This is a genomic window from Halocynthiibacter namhaensis, assembly GCF_000812685.1.
GTDB lineage: Bacteria > Pseudomonadota > Alphaproteobacteria > Rhodobacterales > Rhodobacteraceae > Halocynthiibacter > Halocynthiibacter namhaensis.
This window is the reverse complement of record NZ_JWIF01000056.1, coordinates 356,179-381,655: the sequence shown is the minus strand read 5'-3', so window position 1 is coordinate 381,655 and position 25,477 is coordinate 356,179. Positions and strand designations below refer to the sequence as shown.

Sequence of the window (25,477 nt, the reverse complement as noted above, 5' to 3'; positions counted from 1 at the left end):
AAAAGCAGTTACGCGACACAATACGCTGCCTTTTTGTGATAGTGCGCCACAAAATCTTTCCCCAGCGTATCAGTTCATTTAAATACGGCATCCCCACAGGGTGAGAAAATTAAGGGCTTACATCCCTATTGTCATGTGAGTTCGACTTCGTTTTGCCCACAATGCCGCATCGCAGCGAATTGACAGGGTTTCAAAATTTCCTATAGATAGGTGTTGACGAAATAAAATTGCTGGGCACGCCCCAGCGCAGAGTGAGGCCCCGATGTCGCAGACACCTTCGCAACCGCAGAAATTCACCCCAGAAAAAGCCCGCCCTTGGCTGTTCAGAACCTACGCCGGTCACTCTACGGCGACGGCTTCAAATGCGCTCTATAAAGAAAACCTGTCCAAAGGGCAGACTGGGCTTTCCGTAGCTTTCGATCTGCCCACGCAAACCGGATATGATAGTGATCATGTGTTGGCACGTGGCGAAGTCGGCAAAGTCGGCGTGCCGGTTGGACACCTTGGCGATATGCGCGCCCTGTTCGACCAGATCCCATTGGAACAGATGAACACCTCTATGACAATCAACGCGACCGCGCCTTGGTTGTTAGCACTTTACATCGCCGCGGCTGAGGAACAAGGCGCAGATGTATCAAAGCTGCAAGGCACAGTGCAAAACGACCTGATCAAGGAATACCTGTCGCGCGGCACCTATATTTGCGCGCCTGAACCAAGCCTGCGTATGATCACCGATGTTGCGGCATACACCCGCGAACACCTGCCCAAATGGAACCCGATGAACGTTTGTTCATACCACCTGCAAGAAGCGGGCGCGACACCAGAAGAAGAGCTTTCCTTCGCTTTGGCCACCGCAATAGCCGTGTTAGATGACCTCAAAGACAAAGTGCCCACAGACGCCTTCCCCGCCATGGTAGGCCGGATTTCATTCTTCGTGAACGCAGGCATCCGTTTCGTCACCGAAATGTGTAAAATGCGCGCATTTGTCGAACTTTGGGACGAAATCACCCACGAACGTTACGGTGTCGAAGACCCCAAGTTCCGCCGTTTCCGTTATGGCGTGCAGGTGAACAGCCTTGGCCTGACGGAACAACAACCCGAAAACAACGTATATCGCATCCTGATCGAAATGCTGGCGGTCACCTTGTCGAAAAACGCGCGCGCACGCGCCGTGCAGCTACCTGCTTGGAACGAGGCCCTGGGTCTGCCACGCCCTTGGGATCAGCAATGGTCTTTGCGGATGCAACAGATCCTCGCCTATGAGACGGACCTGCTGGAATATGATGACCTGTTCGACGAAAACCCTGCTGTCACACGCAAGGTTGAGGCGTTGAAAGCGGGCACGCGGGCAGAACTTGCCCAAATTGATGCCATGGGCGGCGCAGTTGGGGCGATCGAATATATGAAGTCTCGGCTCGTCGAAAGTAATGCGGCACGGATTGCACGCATTGAAACCGGTGAAACCACTGTTGTCGGTGTGAACCGTTGGACGGAGGGTGCAGAAAGCCCTCTGACTGCAGGGGATGGCGCCATCATGGTTGTCGATGCAGCCGCTGAGGCGGACCAAATCAGTCGACTGGATACTTGGCGTTCTGCGCGAGACAGTACAGCAGTTGATCGCGCCCTGTCCGACCTGCGGGCCGCCGCTGCATCCGGTGCGAACATCATGGGCCCCTCGATTGCCGCGGCCAAAGCCGGTGTCACGACAGGTGAGTGGGGCGACATGCTGCGCGACGCCTTCGGTCAATATCGCGGGCCAACTGGCGTCAGTAAGAACCCGTCAAATCGCACCGAAGGGTTGGATGAACTGCGCGAACAGGTCGATGTTGTCAGTGATAAGCTTGGCCGCCGCCTAAAGTTTCTGATGGCAAAGCCAGGCCTTGACGGCCACTCAAACGGCGCCGAACAAATCGCATCGCGCGCGCGGGATTGCGGCATGGATATCACCTATAATGGCATTCGCATGACCCCCGAAGAAATCGTAAAAAGCGCTCGTGACGAAAATGCAGATGTAATTGGCATTTCGATTCTTTCTGGATCCCATCTCCCTCTAGTTGAAGAATTGATGGTGCAACTGGCGCGAAATGACGACAATAATACCCCAGTGGTTGTCGGTGGAATTATTCCGGATATTGACGTCGATAGACTTCTCAAATTGGGCGTTTCAAAAGTATATACCCCCAAGGATTTCGAGTTAAACCTCATTATGAAAGACTTAATCACACTTGTCGCCGACAAGGTTTCATAACTCCCTGCGACACGCCCGTCGCTCGTTTTATACGCAGGGAACAGATAATCATTTGAAATTGAGCTGCATTTATGCCCTATTGCCCCCACGATAACGGGAGCAAAAAATGAATATCGATCTTTCAACCCTTAGTCGTAACGAGTTAAAGGTTTTACGTACAAATATTGATACGGCGTTGGCGCAAGCGGAAGCTCGTGATCGCCAAGCCGCTTTGGATGCAGCAAAAGCCGCAGCATCCGAATTTGGATTCTCATTGGATGAATTGTCCAATGCGAATCCAAATAAAAGGCGGGGGATGCGTGCAAACGGCTCACTTTCCGCCCCAAGATACGCAAACCCAGACAATCCAGAAATGACCTGGACCGGCAAAGGCCGCAAACCCAATTGGTTTACCGAGGCATTAAGCCGGGGTACAAACCCGTCAGAGATGGAAATTTCATAACGGGAGAGACCCATGACAATTCACATAGGCGCCAAAAATGGTGACATCGCAGAAACTGTTCTAATGCCGGGCGATCCTTATCGCGCAAAATGGGCGGCAGAAAATTTTCTGAAAGACGTGCGCCTTGTGAACGAAGTTCGTGGGATGCTAGGCTTTACCGGAACCTGGAACGGCCACAAAGTGTCTATTCAAGGGTCTGGTATGGGTATGCCAAGCCTGTCAATTTACGCCAATGAACTGATCCGCGATTTTGGGGCAAAGACCTTAATCCGGATCGGTTCATGTGGTGCCATGCAGGATCACGTGGCCATTCGTGATGTTATTATCGCGATGACAGCCACAAGCCTGTCGACCCCATCCAGCGGTATCTTCAAAGAAATCAACTTCGCACCTTGCGCCGATTGGTCATTGTTGCGTGGCGCGGTCGCCGCTGCGGAAACAAAAGGTACCCCTACACATGTGGGCGGGATCTACTCATCGGATGTGTTTTATGATGAACGCCCTGACCTCACCGAAGAAATGACACGACACGGTATCCTAGGTGTCGAGATGGAGGCGGCCGAGTTATACAATCTTGCTGCACGTCACAACATACGTGCACTGGCCATTCTAACCGTATCAGACCACCTAAGAACGGGCGAAGCATTGCCTTCCGATCAACGCGAAAAAAGCTTTGGTGATATGGTGGAAATCGCGCTCGAAGCCGCTTTCGCTAATCAATGCACCCAAAACATGGCCTGTCCGCTTAACTCACACGGGGTGAGGTCAAACCTTGACCAATCTTCGTGTGCATTGTAGCTGACGGGCTTCTCAGATGGATGGCAGGACATAAGATGGCGCGTAAACGTAAAGGTCGCGATATTTCCGGGTGGTTGGTGATCGACAAACCCGCAGGCATCACCTCAAATGCGGTGGTGAACAAGGTGCGATGGGCGATGGACGCCAAGAAAGCTGGTCACGCAGGCACGCTTGACCCAGATGCCACGGGTGTTTTGGCGGTTGCCCTTGGCGAAGCGACAAAAACTGTCCCCTTCATCACTGACGCGTTGAAAGCTTATCGCTTCACCGTGCGTTTGGGCCAAGCCACCAACACCGACGATCAAGAAGGTGAAGTGATTGCACAGAATGACGCGCGCCCAACGGATGAAGACATCATTGCTGCGCTGCCCAGCTTCACCGGTGACATCATGCAGGTGCCGCCTCAATTTTCTGCCGTAAAAATCGACGGCCAGCGCGCCTATAAACTGGCCCGCGCCGGTGAAGAAATCGAGATCGCAGCACGTCCTCTTTGGGTCGAAGAACTGACCATGGTATCGCGCCCCGACGCGGATCATGTTGAACTTGAAATGACCTGTGGCAAAGGCGGGTATGTCCGCGCAATTGCACGTGATCTGGGTGAACAACTTGGCTGTCTTGGTCATGTCCGCGAATTGCGACGTATCTGGTCTGGCCCATTTGAGGTTGTCGATGGCATCACCATGGACACCGTCGAAGAACTGGCGAAATCGGGTGAAATCGATCAATATATGCACCCTCTTGAGGTCGGTCTTGATGGCATCCCTGAGGTAAAGACCACCGTTGAGGGCGCGACTAAACTACGCAACGGCAACCCAGGAATGGTGTTGATGTCAGACGCCGAATACGGAGACGAAGCTTGGGCTTCACTCGACGGGAAAGCGATCGCCGTCGGTGTGTATAAAGCAGGCGAGCTGCATCCAAATCGTGTGTTCTTACATTGATTGAACGGTCGCATCAAAAGGGCGACGCAGCATCGGTCGCCCTTTATTCTGATTGCGAACGCTATCGCTACGCATTGACCCGCGTCTGGGATGAAACCGCCCCGCGCCTGACCTACGTTATGCTGAACCCCTCAACAGCAACCGAAGTCCAAAACGACCCGACAATTGAACGCTGCGAACGGCGCGCTCGGGCCTTGGGGTATGGTGGAATTAAAATCACCAATATATTCGCATGGCGAGACACCGACCCAAAGAACATGAAGCGTGCGCAACATCCTACTGGCCCCGAGAATGACCGATTGGTCACCGATGCCGCCCAGTGGGGCGATTTAACCCTATGCGGTTGGGGTGCACATGCAGATCATCTGGGGCGCGGCGTCGAAATGGCGGCTGTTTTGCGCGCAACAGGCAGGCCGTTGGCCACGCTTGGCACCTCCAAAGCTGGTCATCCACGCCATCCGCTCTATATATCATATAAGACGCGCCCCATATCATGGGATGGCGTCATACGGCCTGATATTTGCGCATAGGACTTTACGATGACCAACATCACAGACGCCCCGAAGCCCGAAACCGCCAAACCAGAAATGGAAGCGGAAGCGGTTTCTGCCATGCCTGATCAAGACTTCGAAAACGAGTTGGCTAAGCTGCGCAAAGAGGTGACTCGTCTGAATTCTCATCGCTTTGTGCGCATTCATAACTCAGTATTTTTGCTGCTTTTATTTCAACTTTTACGAGGCATGGCCTTCGGCCTTGGCACCTTACTTGGGGCAACATTGCTTGTTTCTATGATCGTATACTCTCTTTCCTCGATCGATTTCATTCCTGTGATCGGCGAATGGGCATCGGAAATCGTTGACATAATCACCAATAGAACCGCCGTCGACTGATGCGGATGCATCCTATTAACCTTTGAAAAAGATGAACCTGCTATCCAATAAAGCCTGCACATCCGCAATCGCCGAAGGCATGCGGTGTGCTGTAATCTTTGTTGGGATTGGTGGGTTGAATGTTAAGCTTATTTTCACTGCTTGGTGTGCTTGTTGTCGGGTCCGCCGTTGGCATGTCGGATTTCTCCTCTCTCTCAAATGACACTGAGGATGACGAAAAAGATAGCCCCGCATGTGACGGCCCCAAAGAATCCGATACAGCACCGAACCTTCTTGCAGGTGACGGGACGGCTGAAACCATATCGGGCACTGATAAGAACGACGACATTGATGGCGCTGGCGGAAATGACCTAATCAACGGTTATGATGGCGACGACGAAATTCACGGCGGTGCGGGCGATGACACAATCGACGGTGACGACGGAGACGATGACCTATCTGGCGATTTTGGAAATGATGAAATTCACGCCGGGGACGGTGAAGACACGATCACCGGCGATGACGGTAATGATCGTCTATTTGGTGAAAACGGCGACGACACAGTGCGCGGAGGCGACGGAGACGACTTTGTTGTCGGCGGCGACGGCGATGACATCCTAGAAGGCAACGATGGCAATGACACCTTAGCTGGGGGTTCCGGTGACGACGTCATTTCTGGTGGCGCTGGCGAAGATAATATCCAAGGTGGTCAAGGCGATGACATTCTGTCCGGTCTCGATGATGGTGGCGTCGATATCCGGGACTTTTTAAATGGTGGGAACGGGGACGACACCCTTATTGTGGGGGACGCCGACGTCGCCACCGGGGGGGAAGGCGCCGATAGCTTTCAACTAAATATCACCGACACGCTGCCCATCGGGGCACAAATCATGGATTTCGACAGCTCGGAAGATTCCATTGTGTTGCTCTTGGATCCATTCAGTGATGAACCTAATGAAGTCACCGTCGAACCGGATCCCGAAAATGCTGACACGCAGATGATTCTATTAGACGGCGAGGTTGTTGCAACGGTCAACAATGCGCCCGCCCTAACAGCGGATCAAATTTCACTTCAACTACGGTAAATACAGCTTGCATCGATGTCAGATACACACCCCGCTGGGTGGTCAGTTCAGCCCCAACACATCCAACATGTCATAGGCACCCGGTTTTTGATCCATCGCCCATAACACAGCCTTGATCGCGCCGCGCGCATAGATGCCCCGATCACTCGCTGCATGGCGTAACGTGATGCGTTCACCTGGTCCCGCGAACAGCACATCATGCTCGCCAATAATGTCGCCACCGCGAATATTCGAAAACCCGATATGCCCGCGTTCCCGCTTTCCCGTAATGCCATGACGTGCGTTGTCCGACACATCATGCAAGTCAACACCACGCCCATCCGCAGCCGCTTCGCCCAACATCAACGCAGTCCCAGATGGGGCGTCGACCTTTTGATTGTGGTGTGCTTCGATCACCTCGATGTCAAAATCCTCGTCCAACGCAGCGGCCACTTTTTTCGTCAATTGCATCAACAAGTTCACACCCAAACTCATGTTGCCCGCGCGCACGATCCGTGCATGCAACGCAGCAAAACCGAGACGTTCAATGTGATGATCTTCGAAACCCGTTGTACCAATCACATGCACTGCGCGGGCTTGGGCCGCGAGATCGGCAAACGCAACAGACGCATCTGGTGATGTAAAATCGATCACAGCTTGAGCCTTGGAAAACGCCTCAAGTGCATCATCGGTAACTTTGACGCCAATCGCCGGCCCGCCCATGGCTTCACCAACATCACGCCCAATCCAGTCATGCCCTGAGCGTTCAAGCACCGCCACCAAGCGCAACTTATCGCCGCTGGAAATCGTTTTAATCAGCATCTGCCCCATACGGCCGGACGCCCCTGTAATCACCACACCGGGAAGATCTGTCATCTTACGCACTCCATTATCGTTACCTCTGGCAATAGCGGGTGTTGGCCGTTGTGAAAACCCCTGCTTGCGTCAGGCGTGTTGCGCATTTACATGATGTATATGGCAAAGAACTCACATAGCTCCGGGCGCGGCCCGTCTCAGCGGCAACTTCGCGTTGGCGAATTGATCCGCCGCAATCTCTCCGAAATCCTGATGCGTGGTGATATCCACGATCCGGACCTAAACCGCATTTCTATAACTGTGGGCGAGGTGCGTTGCACCCCCGATCTGCATATCGCGACGGCATTCATCCTGCCTTTGGGGGGCGAAGGCGCTGACGAAGCCCTGTCGCTTTTGCGCAAAAATCGCCATGAGATTCGCAGAACAATCGGCAAGAAGATGGCGCTAAAGCACACGCCAGAACTGCGCTATGAAATAGACCATACCTTTGATCAAATGGATGCGACCCGTCGCTTGCTGGAAAATGAGACCGTGCAACGCGACGTCGCAATCACAGATGAGGACAGCACCAGTTGAGAGTTTTAATCACATTTTTCGCATGTTGGATTTGTGGCTCTGCCTTGGCGCAAGACATGAACCCGACATGCGGAGATGTGATTTGGTTGGATCAATCCTTCACCATCTGCGAAACCTCCGCGAGTGCAGATTTGCGCCTATTCCATACCGATTCCAATGGGGACGTGATGGGGCATTTTTCAACCATCAACAACGAGCTGCCTGATGATGAAACGCTTGGGTTCGCCATGAACGCCGGCATGTATCATGATGATTACAGCCCCGTCGGCCTATATGTTGAGGACGGCACCGTCAAAAGCCCTCTTGCCTCTGGTGGTGGATTTGGGAACTTTGGCCTGACGCCCAATGGCGTTTTCTGCATCAGTGACACATTGAATGTGATTGAAACCAATGACTTCCGCGAAAGCACCCCAAGCTGCGACTATGCCACGCAATCTGGCCCTATGCTGGTGATTGATGGCGCATTACATCCACGCCTTCTACCGAATGGCACATCAAGATATATTCGCAACGGCGTTGGCACCTCTGCCGATGGAATGCGCGCCGTCTTTGCTATTTCGAATGAGCGCGTTAACTTTCACGACTTCGCCACCCTATTTCGCGATCATCTTGAACTGCCGAATGCGCTGTATTTCGACGGCAAAGTTTCGCGCATGTATGACAGTGAACGCGGCCGATCAGATTTTGGATTTTCGGTTGGTGCGATCGTCGGCACGGTCATCGACAAATAAAAACGCGCACCTAAAATCAGGCGCGCGTTGATGTTTCAATATGTGCGTTTTGATCAGAAGTCGAGGTTCTCAACACTAAGCGCGTTGGTCTGAATGAACTCACGGCGGGGTTCAACAACGTCGCCCATGAGTTTTGTGAAGATATCATCGGCCTCAGCGAGGTCATCGATTTTCACCTGCAACAATGTGCGCGCGTCTGGGTCCAAAGTGGTCTCCCACAGCTGATCAGGGTTCATCTCGCCCAAACCTTTGTAACGCTGCAGAGACAGGCCTTTCTCGCCTTCTTGCAGGATCGCTTTCAAAAGCTCAGTCGGGCTGTTGATGACCGTGGTTTTATCCTTGCGTACAAGGCGCGCAGGCTGACCGTAGGTTTCCTTCAAGCTGTCGGTATATGTACCCAACTTCCGGGCTTCGCCGGACCGGATAACGTGCCCATCAAGCGTGCGAACCTCTTCGACGCCACGCAAAAGACGTGCCAGACGAATGCCTTTGTCTTGCGTCGGGCGCCCTTGCCAGCCTTGTTCATATTCCGTCGCAATCAGGTTCAACCGCGCAGCGATTGCATCCGCAACACCTTGCAAGTTTTGATCCGCGGCCCCTGGCACGAAGGCCGAAGCGATCGCGGCTTGTTCCAAAATATGCTGCGGATGGTGAGTCGCGAAAGCTTGCAGAATGCGGCGCACTTGGCGGGCTTCATCCACGACGCGGCGCAAATCTTGGCCTGCAATTTCTTCGCCAGTGGTCAATTTCAGGGTCGCGCCATCAATGCCTTGTTCGATCAAGTAATCGTCCATCGCGGCTTGATCTTTAAGGTAAACTTCTGACTTGCCGCGTGACACCTTATAAAGCGGCGGCTGCGCGATGTACAAATACCCACCTTCAATCAGTTCCGGCATTTGACGGAAGAAGAAGGTCAACAGCAACGTACGAATGTGGGCACCATCGACATCCGCATCCGTCATGATAACGATTTTATGGTAACGCAGCTTTTCGATGTTGAATTCATCCCGACCAATTCCGGTGCCAAGCGCCATCACGAGGTTACCGATCTCTTGGCTGGCCAACATGCGATCAAAACGAGCACGTTCAACGTTTAGAATCTTACCTTTTAGGGGCAAAATCGCCTGTGTCATCCGATCACGCCCGGTTTGTGCGGAACCGCCAGCGGAATCACCCTCCACCAGAAAGACTTCGGTTTTGGACGGGTCTTTTTCGGAACAATCTTTCAACTTACCGGCCAAGAAATTCACGTCCATCGCGGTTTTGCGGCGGGTCAAATCACGGGCTTTGCGGGCCGCTTCACGCGCATGGGCCGCTTCCACGATTTTGGAAACGATGATGCGGGCTTCGGTCGGATTTTCTTCAAACCATTCCGTTAGTTTTTCGTTCATCAGGCCTTCGACAGCCGGGCGCACTTCGGAACTCACCAATTTGTCTTTGGTCTGAGACGAGAACTTTGGGTCGGGCACTTTCACCGAAAGAACACAGGTCAGACCTTCACGTGCATCATCACCGGTAAAGCTGATCTTTTCCTTTTTCGCGATGCCAGATGACTGTGCATAAGCGTTGATCGTGCGGGTCAGAGCACCACGGAAGCCGGCCATATGGGTGCCGCCATCGCGTTGCGGGATGTTGTTGGTGAAGGGCAGCACATTTTCATGATAACTGTCGTTCCACCACATCGCGACCTCAACGCCAATATCGTCTTTTTCACCCGTCACAAAGATCGGTTCCGGCATGATAGAGGTCTTGGATCGGTCCAAGTATTTGACGAATTCTTTCACGCCGCCATCGTAATACAGTTCCGTTGTCAGTGGTTCAGCAGGGCGTTCGTCGGATAAAAGAATCCGCACACCTGAGTTCAGGAACGCCAATTCACGCAGGCGCTTTTCCAACGTTTCAAACGAATATTCGAGGTTCGAGAACGTATCGGTCGAAGCAAGGAAACGCACCTCAGTGCCTTTTTTACCATTCGCATCACCAACAACGCGCAAATGCTCAGTGGTGTCACCGTGACCGAATTTTGCAAAATGTTCCTTGCCGTCGCGCCAAACGCGCAGTTCCAGCCAGACAGAAAGAGCGTTCACAACAGACACACCCACGCCGTGCAGACCGCCGGAAACCTTATAGGAATTGCTATCGAATTTGCCGCCAGCGTGCAACTGCGTCATGATCACTTCGGCGGCGGAAACGCCTTCTTCTTCGTGCATCCCAACCGGAATACCGCGCCCGTTATCATAGACAGATACGCTGGAATCCGCGTGAATTGTGACGCTGACGTGGTCCGCATGATTGGCAAGCGCTTCATCGATGCCATTGTCCACGACTTCATAGACCATATGGTGCAGACCAGAGCCATCATCCGTGTCCCCGATGTACATCCCGGGGCGCTTGCGAACCGCCTCTAAACCCTTGAGAACTTTGATAGAATCTGCGCCATATTCTTCTGGCTTCGGATTGTCGTCAGACATACTGCGTTTCCTCGTAATTGGAGGTTTTGTATAGCTGATTTCGCAGAGAGTGTCACGCGAATCACGCCAGATTTATGTCAGGTGAATGGGATGATCAGGCCGACACAAACCAACAGGCTACCCGCGATGATATTCATGCGCCTGATCGCGCCTGGCGTTTTGATAAAACGGCGCATTTTGTCGACGAAAAGGGCAAAGAAAATGTTACCCACAAGCGGCACAATCATAGATGCCGCGCAGATGGCAATGATGTCTGGAGTGGTGATTTTCGTCAGATCGAAAAAGCCCGGCAGAATACCCATGTAAAAGATCACAGCCTTTGGGTTTGTCATAATAACAATCACGCCCGCAACAAAACCGGCCCACATTCCGGGTGCGGTCAGGCGACTATTGCTGCCAATTTCCTTGTCGGCATTTCGGATCAGACTGATCCCCATGAAGATGAAAAACGCCACAGCAACCCATCGCAAAATCAGCATAAACCCTGAGATTTCCTGCACCAGCCAACTGACCCCAAGCACAGCCACAAGCGGCCAAATCGCGTCACCGACCACGACCCCAAGCGCAAGGGGCCAAGCAGAATGAAAACCGCCTGCCATTGCGCGTGCAATGATCGCGACCCAAACCGGGCCCGGTGTCAGGAAAAGCACCCCAACGGCGCTGGCATAGAGGAACAATTCCCAAGCGGTTAACGTCATTGCGGTGCTACTTCGCTGATATTGTCTGTCTCTGACACATGCAGGCGCATGGCATCCGCTGACAGGCTGTCAAAAAGTTCTTCCCCCGTGCCCGTCATGAAGGCCTGAGCACCAAGGGCGGTGATCTCGTGATAAAGGGCGGCACGGCGGTTGCTGTCAAGATGGGCTGCGACCTCGTCCAGCAAAAGAATAGGCGGTGCGCCAAAAGATTGCGCAAGGGCGCGCCCATTGGCCAGAATGAGCGAAATCAACAACGCCTTTTGTTCACCTGTGGAACATTCCTTGGCATGCACACCCTTGGCTGTGAAAATCGCAGATAAATCCGCACGATGGGGCCCTGTTATGGTCCGCCCTGCTGCAAGATCACGGGGGCGAGATGCGGCGAAACTGTCAGCAAGCGCATCCTTTCCGATGGCGACCTCAAGGCCCTCAGGCATGATGATTTCAAGATCAGAGCGCGGGAATTCGGTTTCAGCGCCATCTTGGGCTTGCGCAAGCGCCGTAATGGCATGCGCCCGAGCGGTTTGAATGGCAGCGCCTGCTTCGGCCATTTGCGCTTCAAGGGCACGATACCAATGGGCATCACGGATTTGGTCTTTCAGCAGCCGATTGCGTTCGCGCATGGATTTTTCATAGGTCAGCGTGTTTTGCGCATGATTGGGATCAAAACTAAGAACCATGCGATCAAGGAAACGCCGCCGCCCATCCGCACCTTCGAGCCAAAGCCGATCCATGGATGGTACAAGCCAAAGCACGCGCGCGATGCGACCAAGGGCGACCTGACTGGCGGATTTGCCGTCAATGCGCACATTTCGTCCCTGCCCGCCTTCAAGCCAAGTTTCAATTTCATGGATCTGCGTCAGGCTTTGCAGCTCTGCGGCGATCTTCCAACCCAGCGCTTCTGGCTTGCGGATCATATCGTCAGCGGCGGCGCGGCGCAAACCGCGACCCGGGGAAAGCATTGAAATTGCTTCGATAATATTGGTTTTACCCGCGCCATTGGGCCCATAGATCGCCACAGGGCCCGGCGTGCAGTCAAGATTTAAGGTTCTATGGGAACGGAAATGCGAAAGCCTAAGCTTTCGCAGGGCCAGTCCTGTCACACGCGCATCGGCATAACGACATAGATCGCAGAGGTGTCATTGCCTTCGCGCATCAAAGTCGGATCACCGGCAGAGTTAAACATGAAAACAGCGTTTTCGCGGTCAACTTGGTTCGCAATTTCCAGCAGGTATTTCGCATTGAACCCAATTTCCAAGCGCTCGTCGCCATAAGCCACGGCCAGCTCTTCTTCCGCAGCACCGCTGTCAGGTGCGTTAACAGATAGAACCAAACGATCTTCATCAAGGGCCAATTTCACAGCGCGGGACCGTTCTGACGAAACAGTCGCCACACGGTCAACAGCCCTGGCGAAATCCTTGGCGTCGACTTCCAGCTTACGTGTATTTCCTTGCGGAATTACGCGCGTGTAATCTGGGAATGTACCGTCGATCACTTTGGATGTCAGCGTGATGTCAGGCGTTGCGAAACGTACTTTGGTTTCGGAAACGGACACAGCGATCTGCATGTCGTCGTCATCCAACAATTTGCGTAATTCACCCACAGTTTTGCGCGGTACGATTACGCCAGGCATGTCTTCTGCGCCTTCAGGCATCGCGCTGTCGATACGCGCCAAACGGTGACCATCGGTTGCAACGCACCGCAGCATCTTACCATCTTCGGCGTCCGCAATATGCATATAAACGCCGTTCAAATAGTAACGGGTTTCCTCGGTTGAGATCGCAAATTTGGACTTATCGAACAGACGGCGCAAATCAGATGCTTTTGCCGCGAAATTCGCGGAATATTCAGAATTTGCCATGACCGGGAAATCTTCACGCGGCAAAGTCGCCAGCGAGAAGTTCGAACGCCCAGCTTCGACTGTAATGCGTCCGGATGCACTGTCTTCGGTCAAAGTCACAAGCGCCCCATCGGGCAGTTTGCGTACGATTTCATGCAGGGTCACAGCCGAAACAGTGGTCGCGCCAGCGCGTTCAACCTGGGCAACGGTTTTGTCGACGACTTCGATATCAAGGTCGGTCGCCCGGAAACTGGCATGTTCACCTTCGGCTTCGATCAAAACATTGGCTAGGATCGGAATGGTGTTGCGGCGTTCAACAACTGACTGTGCCTGCGACACTGCTTTCAGAAGGGCTGCGCGCTCGATGCTGAGTTTCATTCCATTGCTCCTTGTTTGACGGGTTTTCCCCGCCGGGACGTCGAATGTAGCGCATTCTGGCGACCCGTGAAATCGTTTTTTCCGAATGTTCAATGGAATGGGCGGGGCGTCAAGGCCCCAGCCCATGATCTGTTGCAATTATATGCGAAAATTAGGCTTCGAGTGCCCGGCGCAACAGTTCAAGATCGTCCTCAAGCTGAGAATCCGTCACACGCAGTTCTTCAATGCGCTTCACACCATGCATAACCGTGGTGTGATCACGCCCGCCGAAACGTCGCCCAATGTCAGGCAAAGACCGCGTGGTCAGTTGTTTTGCCAGATACATCGCCACCTGACGCGGCCGCGCAATGTTGCGAACACGACGGGGACCGATCATCTCAGAAAGGCGGATATTGTAATGTTCAGACACCTTGCGTTGGATCTCATCCACCGTGATTTTACGATCAGACGATCGCAGAACATCCGCCAAACAATCCTGTGCCAGATCCAGTGTGATTTCACGACCAACGAGTGACCCAAAGGCAAAAAGGCGGGTCAAAGCGCCTTCAAGAACGCGCACATTGGTGGAAATTCGATGGGCAAGGAATTCAAGAACACCATCTGCAATCACCAAAGATGAATCCCGTATCAGGTGCTGTTCAACCTTGTGCTGAAGGATGCCCAGGCGCAGTTCATAATCAGTTGGATGAAGATCAACGACAAGACCACTTTGCATGCGCGAACGAATGCGATCTTCCAGTTCTTTGATCTCACCAGGGGCGCGATCAGCTGAAATAATGATCTGTTTGTTCTGATCCACAAGGGCATTGAATGTATGGAAAAATTCTTCCTGCGTTGAACCTTTGCCTGCGATGAACTGCACGTCGTCCACCATCAGAATGTCAACAGCTCGGAACAACTGCTTGAAATCCATCATCTTTTTATCACGCAAAGCTTGCACGAATTTATACATGAATTGTTCTGCGGACAGATAGACCACGTTTAGATCAGGTCGTTGTGTACGCAGCTGATTGGCAATCGCGTGCATCAGGTGCGTTTTGCCAAGGCCAACGCCACCATAAAGAAACAGTGGATTAAACGCGACTTCGCCGCCTTCAGCAACACGACGCGCCGCAGCATGTGCCAACTCATTGGGTTTACCCACAACGAAGCTGTCGAAAGTAAAACGCGCATCCAACGGCGCACCGGGCACCGCCTGCGCCGCAGATTTCTGCACTGCAGGCGAGGATACAGCTTTCGCCTCAGACGTTGGCAGTTTTGCTGCAACCGGCGCACGTTTCACAGAGCGCACGGCACCTACAGAAAATTCCAAACGGCTAACCGCTTCGCCACTGCTCTTGAGCAGTTGCACGATGTCATCGCCAAAATTGCGTGACACCCAATTGCCCATAAAGTTGGTCGGCACACGGAAAACAGCCACACCATTGTCGAGACCAGAGAGCTCAAGAGGCTCAATCCAGTTCACATAGTTATTCTTACCGACAGTGGCTTCTAGGTTTTCCCTGATTTGGACCCAGGATTGGTTCATCATTATTATTAACCCGCTTCGTCAAACATCCGCATTATGACTGGCGCCAGGCCAGCCCTCTCAACTTCCAGCCATTCAGCTGGCCCCTCTGTCCCTCGCTATTCAAGTCACCTTCAAACCCCTCGGCCACGTTGATGCATTGAACCGACTTCCCACAGTCAGACAACAATCGGGCCACCGCTTTCGCAGCATGAAGTGAACGCACTCCGGATCGGCAAATGAAAAGCAAACGGTCCGGGATATCCCCGTCGAGTGCTTCCAAAACCTCTTTCCCGAAGTGCGGGTTTGCGGACATTGAAGGATAGCTGGCCCATTCGACATAGATCGTCTCCTGGCTCAGCGCCCTAATGTCAGCCACGCCGACGAATCCCCATTCGGCGCGTGTTCTGACATCAATAAGTTTTGTGTTGCTTTCATTCTTTAAAATGTCCCACGCATCTTGTGGGGATACTTCTAAAATATCTGAAACCAACCCTAGGCTCATTGCTTGTCTCCTAAGGTAAACGTGAATCGCTCGGTTAAATTAGCAAGCTGTTGGCGACGCACGCAACAGAACTTCATCCTTGACTCACACTTTGTTCATTCGAATCTTCGGAGGCTCTGTTTAATCGTTCAAAATAAGGGGCCCTCTAAAAAATACGGGTGGCTAAAACGAAGAAGCGGCGCACCCTAATAGGGTACGCCGCTTTAGAATCAGTAATGTGTTGCAGTTCAGCCGAGTGCTTTTACACGTGCTGAAAGACGGGACATTTTGCGTGCTACTGTGTTTTTGTGCAGCAGGCCTTTTGAAACGCCACGCATCAATTCAGGCTGTGCTTCACGCAGTGCAGCAGCAGCAGCAGCTGTTTGATCACCAGATGCGATTGTTTCTTCAACTTTGCGCAGATATGTGCGGATGCGCGAACGGCGGGCTTTGTTTATAGCAAAGCGTGTTTCATTCTGACGTGCGCGTTTTTTAGCTTGAGGCGTATTTGCCATGATGTCTGTTCCTTATCGTCGGACGGGGCCGAGCATTGAATTCTATTGCGCGCGCAGGTCCAACCGGGTTCAGAACCGATGATTCTGGCCAAAGCGGGCCTCACACGCATGTATAACGGCAGCTATTAGGGTATTTTCACTCGAAGGGAAACCCCTAAACGCCAGTGAATGTGATCCGAAACACACGTTGCGGATCACATTTGTCTTTATTTATCCCGAAATTGCGCCTGACGCTTATCGAGAAAGGCAGCCATACCTTCTTTTTGATCTTCTGATGCGAAAAGCGAATGGAAGGCCCGACGCTCAAACAGCAAACCTTCCGATAGGGTGGTTTCCCAGGCCCGGTTCACGGTTTCTTTCACAACCATAGACGTCAGCATGGATTTTTCTGAAATCTTATGTGCCGCACTCATGGCTTCTTCCATAAGTTTTTTCACCGGCACAACACGCGACACAAGGCCAGAACGTTCTGCTTCCTCTGCATCCATAAAGCGGCCTGTCAAATGCATGTCCATGGATTTGGACTTGCCCACATAACGTGAAAGACGCTGCGTGCCGCCAATGCCTGCGACAACACCAAGATTGATTTCAGGCTGGCCGAATTTCGCAGTCTCAGAGGCAATAATGAAATCGCACATCATCGCAAGTTCACACCCACCGCCCAGCGCATAACCAGATACAGCTGCAATGATGGGCTTGCGCGCCTTCACCAGTTGATCCGTTTCGGGGCCGAACAAATCGTTCATGTAAACATCCACGAAAGATTTCTCAGACATCTCTTTGATGTCAGCGCCCGCAGCAAATGCTTTGTCAGAACCCGTGATAATGATGCAGCGCACTTTATCATTTTCATCTGCCGCTTTCACAGCATCCGCCAGTTCCGTCAGCAAGGTGCTGTTCAGAGCGTTCAAAGCATCGGGCCGATTCAGCCGAATGGTTTTGATGTGGTCTTCAATTTCGACGATTAGCGTCTCATAGGCCATGGAATTACCATCTGTTACCTCAGTTAATCGGCAGCCTTACCAAACCCGGGCCGTGGATCAAGCTATCTTTGGCATTGCGCACAAAAGAAAGATGAGCGTCCAGCCTGTGTGATTCGCCCGATTTCACCACGACAATCTGGGGTCTGACAGGCTTCACCTTCACGACCATAAACCTTGAAAGAGTGTTGAAAATAACCAAGTTCGCCGTCTGCTTGGCGATAATCTTTCAACGAAGATCCTCCCGCCTCGATTGCTTCCGAAAGCACCTCTCGGATTGCTGGTACAAGCAGGCCAATTTCCGTAGCGTTAATTTCCCCCACAGACCGCCGAGGCGAGATGCCGACCCGGTTCAACACTTCGCAAACGTAAATATTGCCAAGTCCCGCGACAATCTTTTGGTCCAACAATGCAGATTTCACCGGTGTTTTGCGCCCTTTGAACCGTTCACTCAAAAGATCCTCATGAAAATCATTACCCAAAGGTTCAGGCCCAAGCCCTACCAACATCTTATGCTGATCTACCGCGTCACTTGGTGCAAGATCCATCGCCCCAAACCGGCGCGCGTCGTTAAACGTAACGCGCCCGCCGCCCGACATGTGCAACACCACATGGTCATGTTTTTGTTCAGGTTGATGGTCATGATAGAAACCGCCTATTTTAACGCCTGATACTTGCATCCGGCCAGACATGCCCAGATGAATGATCAACGTCTCATCCGTATCAAGATCCGCCAAAATATACTTTGAACGTCGGCGCAAGGCCTTCACCCCAGCACCCGTCAGCCGATCCGCCATATTGTCTGGGAAGGGCCAGCGCAAACCTTCACGGCGCACCTCAGCCTGTTCAATCATCTCGCCTTCCATAGCGGGCAAAAGCCCCCGGCGCACGGTCTCGACTTCGGGCAATTCGGGCATATTTCATCCTGTGTAAAAGCAGCGCATTGTATGCGCGGGTCAGGCCTTATATGAGGGTGTGAACAGATGGACGACAAGCCCAGGATTATACTCATGACTGATAAAACCACACATTTCGGATTTCAAACCGTAAACGAAGCTGAAAAAGCTGGGATGGTGCATGGGGTGTTCAGCAATGTCGCCTCGAAATACGATGTCATGAATGACGCCATGTCTATGGGCATCCACCGCGTCTGGAAGGATGCGATGATGGATTGGCTCGCGCCCCGCCCTGGGCAACGCTTGATTGATGTTGCCGGAGGCACAGGCGACATTTCATTCCGCTTCCTGAAACGTGCAGGTCATGGCCATGCAACCGTATGTGATATGACGGAAAACATGTTGATCGAAGGCAGCCGCCGCGCCGAAGCGGGCACAATGGCCGACAGTCTTGATTGGGTGGTGGGCGACGCGATGGCCCTGCCTTTTGAAAGCAATACTTTCGACGTTTACACGATCTCCTTTGGAATTCGGAACGTCACCCGTATCCCTGATGCCCTGCGCGAAGCCTACCGTGTGTTGCGCCCCGGTGGTCGATTGATGGTACTGGAATTTAGCCAAATCCCGAATGAGTTGATGCAAAAGGCCTATGATCTATATTCCTTCAACGTCATTCCAAAAATGGGCCAAGTCATTGCGGGCGACGCAGACAGCTATCAATACCTTGTTGAATCCATTCGTAAATTCCCACAACAAGATGTCTTCGCAGATATGATCAGTGACGCCGGATTTGATCAGGTCAAATACCGCAATCTAACGATGGGCATCGCAGCCCTTCATTCTGGTTGGAAAATTTAGATGCGCGGTCCACATAATATCTGGCGTCTCATTCGTACCGGCGCAACGCTTGAACGTACCGGTGCCATGCCGGTCATCCTGGACGCGATGGATGCACCCGCCGCCCTTCGGGTCGTCGCGCGGGTCTTTGCTTGGCCCGTGCAATGGCTGGGCGTCAAAGGTGACACGGCTATGCCACCGATCACGCGTGCATTAACGGCGCTTGGCCCCGCCTACATCAAGTTTGGCCAAGTTTTGTCGACCCGCCCCGACGTTGTTGGGGAAGAACTAGCGACACAATTGCGTGTCTTACAAGATCAACTGCCACCGTTCCCAAGCGACATCGCACGTCAATGTATTGAAGATGAGCTTGGGCGCCCCGTTGACGAGATTTTCTCAGAATTCAGCGAACCAGTAGCAGCGGCTTCCATCGCCCAGGTTCACAAGGCAAAGCTGCGCGAAAACGGCGACGACGTGGCGGTCAAAGTACTGCGCCCTGACGTCGAACGCGCCTTCCGCAAAGACCTTGATGCATTCTATTTCGCGGCCTCAATTGTTGAAATGTTTTCGCCAGCATCCCGCCGGCTGCACCCCGAAGAAGTCATTCAACATTTTGAAGGCGTTGTCCTTGGGGAACTCGATCTGCGCCTTGAAAGCGCATCGGCGTCCGAATTTCTGGCGAATACTCAGAATGACGAAGGCTTTCATGTACCTGCGATACGGTGGAACGTTTCAAGCCGCCGGGTGATGACACTGGATTGGGTTGAAGGCAGCGCCATGGGCGACAATGACGCCATCGACGCTGCGGGGCACAACCGTTCCGCTTTGGCTGCGCGTGTTTTACAGCTCTTTTTGTCGCATGCTCTGCGTGACGGTTTTTTCCATGCCGATATGCACCAAGGCAACCTAAAGGTCGCGGCCAACGGGGATGTCGTGGCGTTTGACTTCGGGATTATGGGGCAAATCGACGAATACACACGCCGCGTTTATGCCGAGATCTTATATGGGTTCATCAAGCGTGATTACCGGCGCGTGGCTGAGGTCCACTTTGAAGCAGGATACGTTCCCGCAGATCAAGACGTAGATGAATTTGCACGCGCTTTGCGTGCCGTCGGCGAGCCCATTTTTGGTGTTGATTCCAGCGGGATCTCAATGGGTTCGCTTCTAAGTTATCTCTTTGAAGTGACCGAACGTTTCGGCATGGAAACCAGAACCGAGTTAATTCTATTGCAGCGTACGATGGTGGTTGTTGAAGGTGTTGCGCGATCCTTAGATCCACAGATGAACATCTGGGACGTCGCCAAACCTATCGTTGAAACCTACATCAAAGACAGCATCGGCCCGCGCGCCGTTATTGGCGATTTGATCCGAACCGCGAAAGTTCTAGGGCGATTTGGCCCGCGCTTACCCCAGCTCGCTGAAGCCGCCCTTATGCAATACAATCAAACACCTACCCCTATGCCAAAATCCAACGGCTTGCGTTGGGTGTTTATGGCCTTCTGTGCCGCAGGGTTGGTCGCTCTGGGCTATGGTTTGGCCATTTACCCTGGCTGACGCAACGCTGAAACTGCATCGATGCTCACCTGAGCACCGCCCTTTACAACTGCAACGGATTGACCGTTCACGCCACGTACTTCCACGACTTCGGCATAGACTTCGGCCGGGGTTTCGATCATGGATTCGCCATTCTGGAAGCTCTCTACCGAAAAGGAATAGACCTCATTGGGCAAGGGCGTTCCGTCTGTCGCGACACCAGCCCAGTCCAAGGTGTCACCTGATGTAGGGATAACTTCACGTTGCACAACATTGCCAGCCGAATCCCGTACGATCAACTCAACTTTATCCGCCCCCACAGCAGGGTTCGGCGACACTTCAATCGGACTTCCGTCGAACTGAACTGGGGCAGCAACACGCGCCTCCATTCCGACCCATCCAGCCATCTGGGACAACCCCATTGACCCAAATTGCGTCCCCAAGGCCTTCAGTAAATCATTCGTCTGAACTTGCTGTTCCACACTTGAAAACGTGGCCAGTTGCACCGCATAATCTTGGGATTCAATTGGGTTCAATGGATCTTGGTTTTGTATCTGCGCCGTCAACATCGTCAAAAACGTGTTGAAATCCGAAGAAATCGCAGCAGGTTCGATCGTTGGGTTTGCCGCAGATTGCGTGTTGGTGTTCGCCTGCGTCCCCGTTGATGTTTGTGTCACATCCATTTTCAGTTTCCTTTCTCAAATACGTAAATCAAGCCCAGAACCACCATTCATGCCCAGATCGAGGCGCGCGGTATTCAACGTATGTTCGATGTCGGCTGGTTGGGTGGTATGGTTTTGTTGTTCGTCCGCAGAGGGATTGTCGGTCGGTTGTCGATCGCCCGATCCCGTAAACTCCAAGTTCACTTCGGAATAGCCAACCCCATGAAAGTCTTGGATCAGCGCGTCTATATGACGGCGCATCAAGGCCATCGTTTCACTGCGCTCAGCTGCGACCATCACGGTAAGCGCGCCATCTTGAACAGTGAAATTCATGCGCACCCGGCCCAGTTCTTCCGGCGAGAGGGTAAGTTCTACGGGCCCGTCTGCGTGCCTGGCAGCGACCTCCATCAATTGCCTGGAAACATGCGTGAATTTCGCGGCATCTACAGATGATGCCACGGCCATCGTGCTTGTGGTTGCCCCTGACACATCAGGCCCGCGAGAAGAGGTAATGACATCAACACCAATCGGCGAAAACAACGGATTTGAAAGTTGTTTTTCAAGTACCAGCGTGGATACATCTGTCACCACAAAGGGCTGTTGCTGCCCTTTGATCTGGATTGCATCCCCATAAACTTGGCGAACCCTGGTTCCCGCAAGCAGATTGTTTATTGCGTTTGGCTCCCTCTGTGTGTTCGACAGCTTAGGCTGAGGAACATCCCCGGATTTGGCAAGCTTTACATCCAACGGCGAAAGCGTCTGCGACGGTGAACTGATCGCTGACGGCGTTGTCCCCAGCGGGGCGCCCCCTGTAACAGGCGCGTGTACGGCGGGGGATTTAGCATCTGATCGCTGAGGGTTGTCCACCGGTTCATCACCTTGCGACGGCTTGGTATGCGTGGACATTTTACCGGGCGAAATGACTTGCTTATCCATCATGGCATGACGCAGGGCATGCTGCGCAGCCGTGTCCGATTGCTTCGTGACCGACGTTAACTTCTCATCCATCGGCAACGCTTTCGTTACGCCTGCCCCTTGCATATCTGCATCAATCGGCTTTGCGCTGACTTCCCCACGCGTTGCATCGGCCATCCCATGTTCTGCGAGTCTTGATACGGCCTCTCGTTGGGGTGGTGTCGTGCCCGCCATGGGGCTTTTCATCATATTATCTGTGAGGTTTTTGGCGTCTGTAGGAACTGAGTGTGAGGCTGACTTCGTGTCACGTTGATGTGTCGGTGTCTCAGCTCCACCAGAAGCTTCACCGCGCTTAGTTGTCTCTACCTCAAGGGCCTGCCCTTTGGTGAGATCATCATTGGCGTTGCGAGGCAAAATTTCCTCAATTGCTGCTGGGACGCGCGCTTCATGCATCTCTCGCGAAGGAGATTGCTTAGTGCGTTCCACCGCATCAAGTTCTTGAGGATTAGATGCAGGGACGCGTTTATCCATAAGGGGCACAGCTTCGCCGCCATCACTCGAAACGGGGGGCATGTCGGAAATCACAGCAGCCGCGCCTGGAGACGTCGCCACATCCTTCGCGGTCAGTGGATTGTCAGAAATATCCCCGGCGATCTCTGAAGTTGGAACTTTCGCCTCCCCCAAAAGTCGCGAATGAGGTGGCAGTTGCATGATTGGAACAGCGGATGCTGCCTTCGCGGCTACGGGCTGATCCACGAGGTAACTTTCAAAGCTTGTATCGACATCCAAGCCTTCAACACCCCCAGCATCAGGCAGGATTACCTCTTGCCGCTCAGAAAGCGAACCCTGAGTCTGTGGTTGTATCATAATATCTGTCTTAATTGCGTTCTGCATAAATCACCCGGATTGCTTCCGTGGCAGCTTTATCACCCAAAGGCGGTTACCAATTTCTTTACCAAAACCAGATAAAACGACAAAACTACATCCAATTGGAAAGAATTTCTGATGACCGAGATCACATCAATACCACCACCAGGAATGCCCGGGATATCAACACAACCTGCCCCAGTGCCGGAGGCAAAAACACCTGACGACCAACGTCTTTGGGAGGTGGCGCAAGATCTTGAGGCGAGTTTTCTCTCTGAGATGTTAAAAAGCGCCGGCCTTGGCAAAGCCCGTGACAGCTTTGGTGGCGGCATCGGCGAGGACCAATTCAGTTCCTTTTTGCGCAATGCTCAAGCGGAAGAAATGGTGAAACGTGGCGGTATTGGCCTCGCGCAAAGTCTTTTTGAATCATTGAAGGATCGGCAGAATGTCGAATAATCCAACCGCATCTCTTGCACGCACCCGCCAAGTATTGTTGTCAGGCGCATTTACTGACCTCGCTGCATTGGTGACCGAAACCGAACAGCTGGTAAACAATTTGGGGGCAGCTAATCCATCCCCATCCCTATTGCTAGAAATCAAGCAACTCGCACAGCAAAATATGCCGATGCTTGTGGCCGCGCGCAAAGGGTTTGCCGATGCCAAAGAACGACAACGTCAAATCATCGAAGTCGCAAGCGGATTGAAGACCTATAACCAGTCCGGCAAGTTTCGCGCCACACCGCGACCGGGGCTGCTTGAGCAGAAATCATAACACCAGCCCCACAGCCTGCCATCGTTGACGCGGCCACCTTGCCCTTCGGTCACATAGCTCATAGAGATAGTGCAAACGACCGCAGGAAAATCTCATGAACACCTCGAAACCCGTTGTCCTTTGCATCCTCGATGGCTGGGGGCAGTCCTTGGAAACCGCATCAAACGCACCGGCACTCGCACGTACACCAAACTTTGATCGTTTGATGACAGAATGCCCGAATGCGAAGCTGCTGACACATGGCAACGATGCTGGCCTACCAACCGGGCAAATGGGAAACTCTGAAGTTGGACACACGAATATTGGCGCTGGCCGTGTCGTGGCGATGGACCTTGGCCAGATTGATCTGTCGATTGAAGACGGCTCGTTTTTTGACAACGCCGCCCTGCAAGACTTCATTGCAAAACTAAAAACGTCCAAAGGCACAGCCCATGTGATGGGATTGGCATCAGACGGCGGTGTACACGGACACGTCACACACATCAAAGCCGCGATAAAAGCGATCACCAATGCAGGCGTTCCTGTTGCATTCCACGCCATGACAGATGGCCGTGACGTCGCGCCAAAATCAGCCATGAAATATATGGCCGATCTTTGTGGAAACTTGCCTGATGGTGCACGCATTGCGACGGTCTCGGGGCGCTATTATGCTATGGATCGTGACAATCGCTGGGAACGTGTTGCGACCGCATACAACGCAATCGTTCATGCCGATGCACCCGAATCTGAAGATATTGGGTCTCTGATTTCAAAATCCTATCGCGATGGCATAACCGATGAATTCTTCCCCGCGACCATCCTAAACGGATACGATGGCATGAAAGACGGCGACGGGCTATTTTGTCTAAACTTCCGTTCTGACCGCGCCCGCGAAATCTTGCGCGCTATCGGTGAACCAAACTTTGAAGCATTTGACGTTGGCGATCGGCCAAATTTGACGACTTTGTTGGGCATGGTTGAATATTCCGACAATCACAGCACCTATATGACGACGGCCTTTCCCAAACGCGTGATCCCGAACACCTTGGGCGAGTGGGTCTCAAAGCATGGGAAAACACAATTTCGTTTGGCCGAAACTGAGAAATACCCACATGTCACGTTTTTCCTCAACGGAGGCGTCGAAACGCCATATCCATTGGAAGACCGCTTCATGCCCGCCTCTCCCAAAGTTGCGACCTATGATTTACAGCCCGAAATGAGCGCCCCCGAGGTCACAGAAAAATTCGTCGAGGCCGTGCACAAAGGATATGATCTGATCATCACCAACTTCGCCAACCCAGATATGGTCGGCCATACTGGTGATTTACACGCAGCAATTTTGGCGTGCGAAGCCGTTGATCAAGGGCTTGGTCAAGTTATGAAAGCCTTGGACGAGGTCGGGGGCACAATGATCGTGACCGCTGACCACGGCAATTGCGACCTGATGGTTGATCCTATTAGTGGCGGGCCACACACCGCACATACCACGAACCCTGTGCCCGTGGCCTTGTATGGCGGGGCAAAAAGCCAGCAGCTGCGCGATGGGCGCCTTGCGGATTTGGCACCCAGCTTACTTCAATTGATGGACCTTGAAAAACCGGAAGAAATGACCGGAGAGAGCCTTATTTTTTAATGCGATTGCTGTGTCATATACGAAC

General features: G+C 52.8%; 26 protein-coding genes. 14 read left to right on the top strand and 12 right to left on the bottom strand.

Translation table 11 applies throughout. The annotated features are described in order from the left end of the window. Positions 1-262: 262 nt before the first annotated feature. The 7 genes from RJ38_RS09855 to RJ38_RS09825 all read left to right on the top strand — a co-directional run bounded on the left by RJ38_RS09855 (position 263) and on the right by RJ38_RS09825 (position 6,383). Positions 263-2,248, top strand: a complete 1,986-nt coding sequence (locus RJ38_RS09855) for a protein meaA (RefSeq protein WP_039018650.1) — start codon at positions 263-265, stop codon at positions 2,246-2,248. Between the two features lie 106 nt (positions 2,249-2,354). After that, positions 2,355-2,690, top strand: a complete 336-nt coding sequence (locus RJ38_RS09850; RefSeq protein ID WP_039018649.1) for an H-NS histone family protein — start codon at positions 2,355-2,357, stop codon at positions 2,688-2,690. 12 nt (positions 2,691-2,702) lie between these two features. Then, a complete protein-coding gene (deoD, locus tag RJ38_RS09845) occupies positions 2,703-3,488 on the top strand; it encodes a purine-nucleoside phosphorylase (protein ID WP_082005696.1) in 786 nt (261 codons plus the stop codon). A gap of 35 nt (positions 3,489-3,523) precedes the next feature. Further along, the gene (truB, locus tag RJ38_RS09840) at positions 3,524-4,429 is read left to right on the top strand and encodes a tRNA pseudouridine(55) synthase TruB (protein ID WP_039018648.1); all 906 of its coding nucleotides are present in this window, start codon (positions 3,524-3,526) and stop codon (positions 4,427-4,429) included. Then, entirely contained in the window at positions 4,426-4,959 is a 534-nt protein-coding gene (locus tag RJ38_RS09835; RefSeq protein ID WP_039018647.1) for a DUF1643 domain-containing protein, read from the top strand. Before truB ends, RJ38_RS09835 begins: the two co-directional genes overlap by 4 nt. Positions 4,960-4,968: 9 nt before the next feature. Next, a complete protein-coding gene (locus RJ38_RS09830) occupies positions 4,969-5,319 on the top strand; it encodes a DUF5665 domain-containing protein (protein WP_238321673.1) in 351 nt (116 codons plus the stop codon). 119 nt (positions 5,320-5,438) lie between these two features. Further along, positions 5,439-6,383, top strand: a complete 945-nt coding sequence (locus RJ38_RS09825; protein WP_039018646.1) for a calcium-binding protein — start codon at positions 5,439-5,441, stop codon at positions 6,381-6,383. Positions 6,384-6,425: 42 nt separating this feature from the next. Here RJ38_RS09825 and dapB read toward each other — a convergent pair whose 3' ends face one another. Continuing rightward, positions 6,426-7,238, bottom strand: a complete 813-nt coding sequence (dapB, locus tag RJ38_RS09820) for a 4-hydroxy-tetrahydrodipicolinate reductase (RefSeq protein ID WP_039018645.1) — start codon at positions 7,236-7,238, stop codon at positions 6,426-6,428. Between the two features lie 99 nt (positions 7,239-7,337). Between dapB and rbfA the strand changes: the two genes are divergently transcribed. Both rbfA and RJ38_RS09810 read left to right on the top strand, forming a co-directional pair. Then, on the top strand, positions 7,338-7,754 hold the full coding sequence (gene rbfA, locus RJ38_RS09815) for a 30S ribosome-binding factor RbfA (protein WP_039018901.1): 417 nt from the start codon (positions 7,338-7,340) through the stop codon (positions 7,752-7,754). 56 nt (positions 7,755-7,810) lie between these two features. Further along, on the top strand, positions 7,811-8,485 hold the full coding sequence (locus tag RJ38_RS09810; protein ID WP_039018900.1) for a phosphodiester glycosidase family protein: 675 nt from the start codon (positions 7,811-7,813) through the stop codon (positions 8,483-8,485). Positions 8,486-8,538: 53 nt separating this feature from the next. Here RJ38_RS09810 and gyrB read toward each other — a convergent pair whose 3' ends face one another. From gyrB to mutM, 9 genes are all read right to left on the bottom strand, one after another. Next, positions 8,539-10,956, bottom strand: coding sequence for a DNA topoisomerase (ATP-hydrolyzing) subunit B (gene gyrB / locus RJ38_RS09805; protein ID WP_039018644.1), 2,418 nt, complete (start codon positions 10,954-10,956; stop codon positions 8,539-8,541). Positions 10,957-11,033: 77 nt separating this feature from the next. Then, a complete protein-coding gene (locus RJ38_RS09800; protein ID WP_039018643.1) occupies positions 11,034-11,654 on the bottom strand; it encodes a LysE family translocator in 621 nt (206 codons plus the stop codon). Beyond that, a complete protein-coding gene (recF, locus tag RJ38_RS09795; RefSeq protein ID WP_039018642.1) occupies positions 11,651-12,757 on the bottom strand; it encodes a DNA replication/repair protein RecF in 1,107 nt (368 codons plus the stop codon). Before recF ends, RJ38_RS09800 begins: the two co-directional genes overlap by 4 nt. Next, positions 12,754-13,872 (bottom strand): DNA polymerase III subunit beta, encoded by a 1,119-nt coding sequence (gene dnaN, locus RJ38_RS09790; protein ID WP_039018641.1) that lies wholly within the window; start codon positions 13,870-13,872, stop codon positions 12,754-12,756. The genes recF and dnaN overlap by 4 nt, the downstream gene beginning before the upstream one ends. A gap of 151 nt (positions 13,873-14,023) precedes the next feature. After that, complete coding sequence (dnaA, locus tag RJ38_RS09785; protein ID WP_039018640.1) at positions 14,024-15,403, bottom strand: chromosomal replication initiator protein DnaA; 1,380 nt, start codon at positions 15,401-15,403, stop codon at positions 14,024-14,026. A 31-nt stretch (positions 15,404-15,434) separates the two neighbouring features. Then, the gene (locus tag RJ38_RS09780) at positions 15,435-15,884 is read right to left on the bottom strand and encodes a rhodanese-like domain-containing protein (RefSeq protein WP_039018639.1); all 450 of its coding nucleotides are present in this window, start codon (positions 15,882-15,884) and stop codon (positions 15,435-15,437) included. A gap of 227 nt (positions 15,885-16,111) precedes the next feature. Further along, the gene (gene rpsT, locus RJ38_RS09775; RefSeq protein ID WP_039018638.1) at positions 16,112-16,378 is read right to left on the bottom strand and encodes a 30S ribosomal protein S20; all 267 of its coding nucleotides are present in this window, start codon (positions 16,376-16,378) and stop codon (positions 16,112-16,114) included. A gap of 206 nt (positions 16,379-16,584) precedes the next feature. Then, on the bottom strand, positions 16,585-17,361 hold the full coding sequence (locus RJ38_RS09770) for an enoyl-CoA hydratase (RefSeq protein ID WP_039018637.1): 777 nt from the start codon (positions 17,359-17,361) through the stop codon (positions 16,585-16,587). 62 nt (positions 17,362-17,423) lie between these two features. After that, on the bottom strand, positions 17,424-18,275 hold the full coding sequence (gene mutM / locus RJ38_RS09765; RefSeq protein ID WP_039018636.1) for a bifunctional DNA-formamidopyrimidine glycosylase/DNA-(apurinic or apyrimidinic site) lyase: 852 nt from the start codon (positions 18,273-18,275) through the stop codon (positions 17,424-17,426). Positions 18,276-18,368: 93 nt separating this feature from the next. Between mutM and ubiE the strand changes: the two genes are divergently transcribed. Beyond that, a complete protein-coding gene (gene ubiE / locus RJ38_RS09760) occupies positions 18,369-19,112 on the top strand; it encodes a bifunctional demethylmenaquinone methyltransferase/2-methoxy-6-polyprenyl-1,4-benzoquinol methylase UbiE (RefSeq protein WP_039018635.1) in 744 nt (247 codons plus the stop codon). Then, on the top strand, positions 19,113-20,645 hold the full coding sequence (ubiB, locus tag RJ38_RS09755) for a 2-polyprenylphenol 6-hydroxylase (RefSeq protein WP_039018634.1): 1,533 nt from the start codon (positions 19,113-19,115) through the stop codon (positions 20,643-20,645). On the opposite strand, the gene RJ38_RS09750 is transcribed toward ubiB, so the two are convergent. Next, positions 20,633-21,307, bottom strand: coding sequence for a flagellar hook capping FlgD N-terminal domain-containing protein (locus RJ38_RS09750; RefSeq protein WP_039018633.1), 675 nt, complete (start codon positions 21,305-21,307; stop codon positions 20,633-20,635). The two genes, ubiB and RJ38_RS09750, sit on opposite strands and share 13 nt — an antisense overlap. 15 nt (positions 21,308-21,322) lie before the next feature. Next, positions 21,323-23,068: a flagellar hook-length control protein FliK gene (gene fliK, locus RJ38_RS09745; RefSeq protein WP_162183564.1), complete on the bottom strand. Its 1,746-nt coding sequence runs from the start codon at positions 23,066-23,068 to the stop codon at positions 21,323-21,325. 138 nt (positions 23,069-23,206) lie between these two features. Between fliK and RJ38_RS09740 the strand changes: the two genes are divergently transcribed. The 3 genes from RJ38_RS09740 to gpmI all read left to right on the top strand — a co-directional run bounded on the left by RJ38_RS09740 (position 23,207) and on the right by gpmI (position 25,452). Beyond that, the gene (locus tag RJ38_RS09740; RefSeq protein WP_420319414.1) at positions 23,207-23,524 is read left to right on the top strand and encodes a rod-binding protein; all 318 of its coding nucleotides are present in this window, start codon (positions 23,207-23,209) and stop codon (positions 23,522-23,524) included. Continuing rightward, positions 23,514-23,840: a hypothetical protein gene (locus tag RJ38_RS09735; RefSeq protein WP_039018631.1), complete on the top strand. Its 327-nt coding sequence runs from the start codon at positions 23,514-23,516 to the stop codon at positions 23,838-23,840. Before RJ38_RS09740 ends, RJ38_RS09735 begins: the two co-directional genes overlap by 11 nt. A 94-nt stretch (positions 23,841-23,934) precedes the next feature. Next, positions 23,935-25,452, top strand: coding sequence for a 2,3-bisphosphoglycerate-independent phosphoglycerate mutase (gene gpmI / locus RJ38_RS09730; RefSeq protein WP_039018630.1), 1,518 nt, complete (start codon positions 23,935-23,937; stop codon positions 25,450-25,452). The last annotated feature ends 25 nt before the right edge of the window (positions 25,453-25,477 follow it).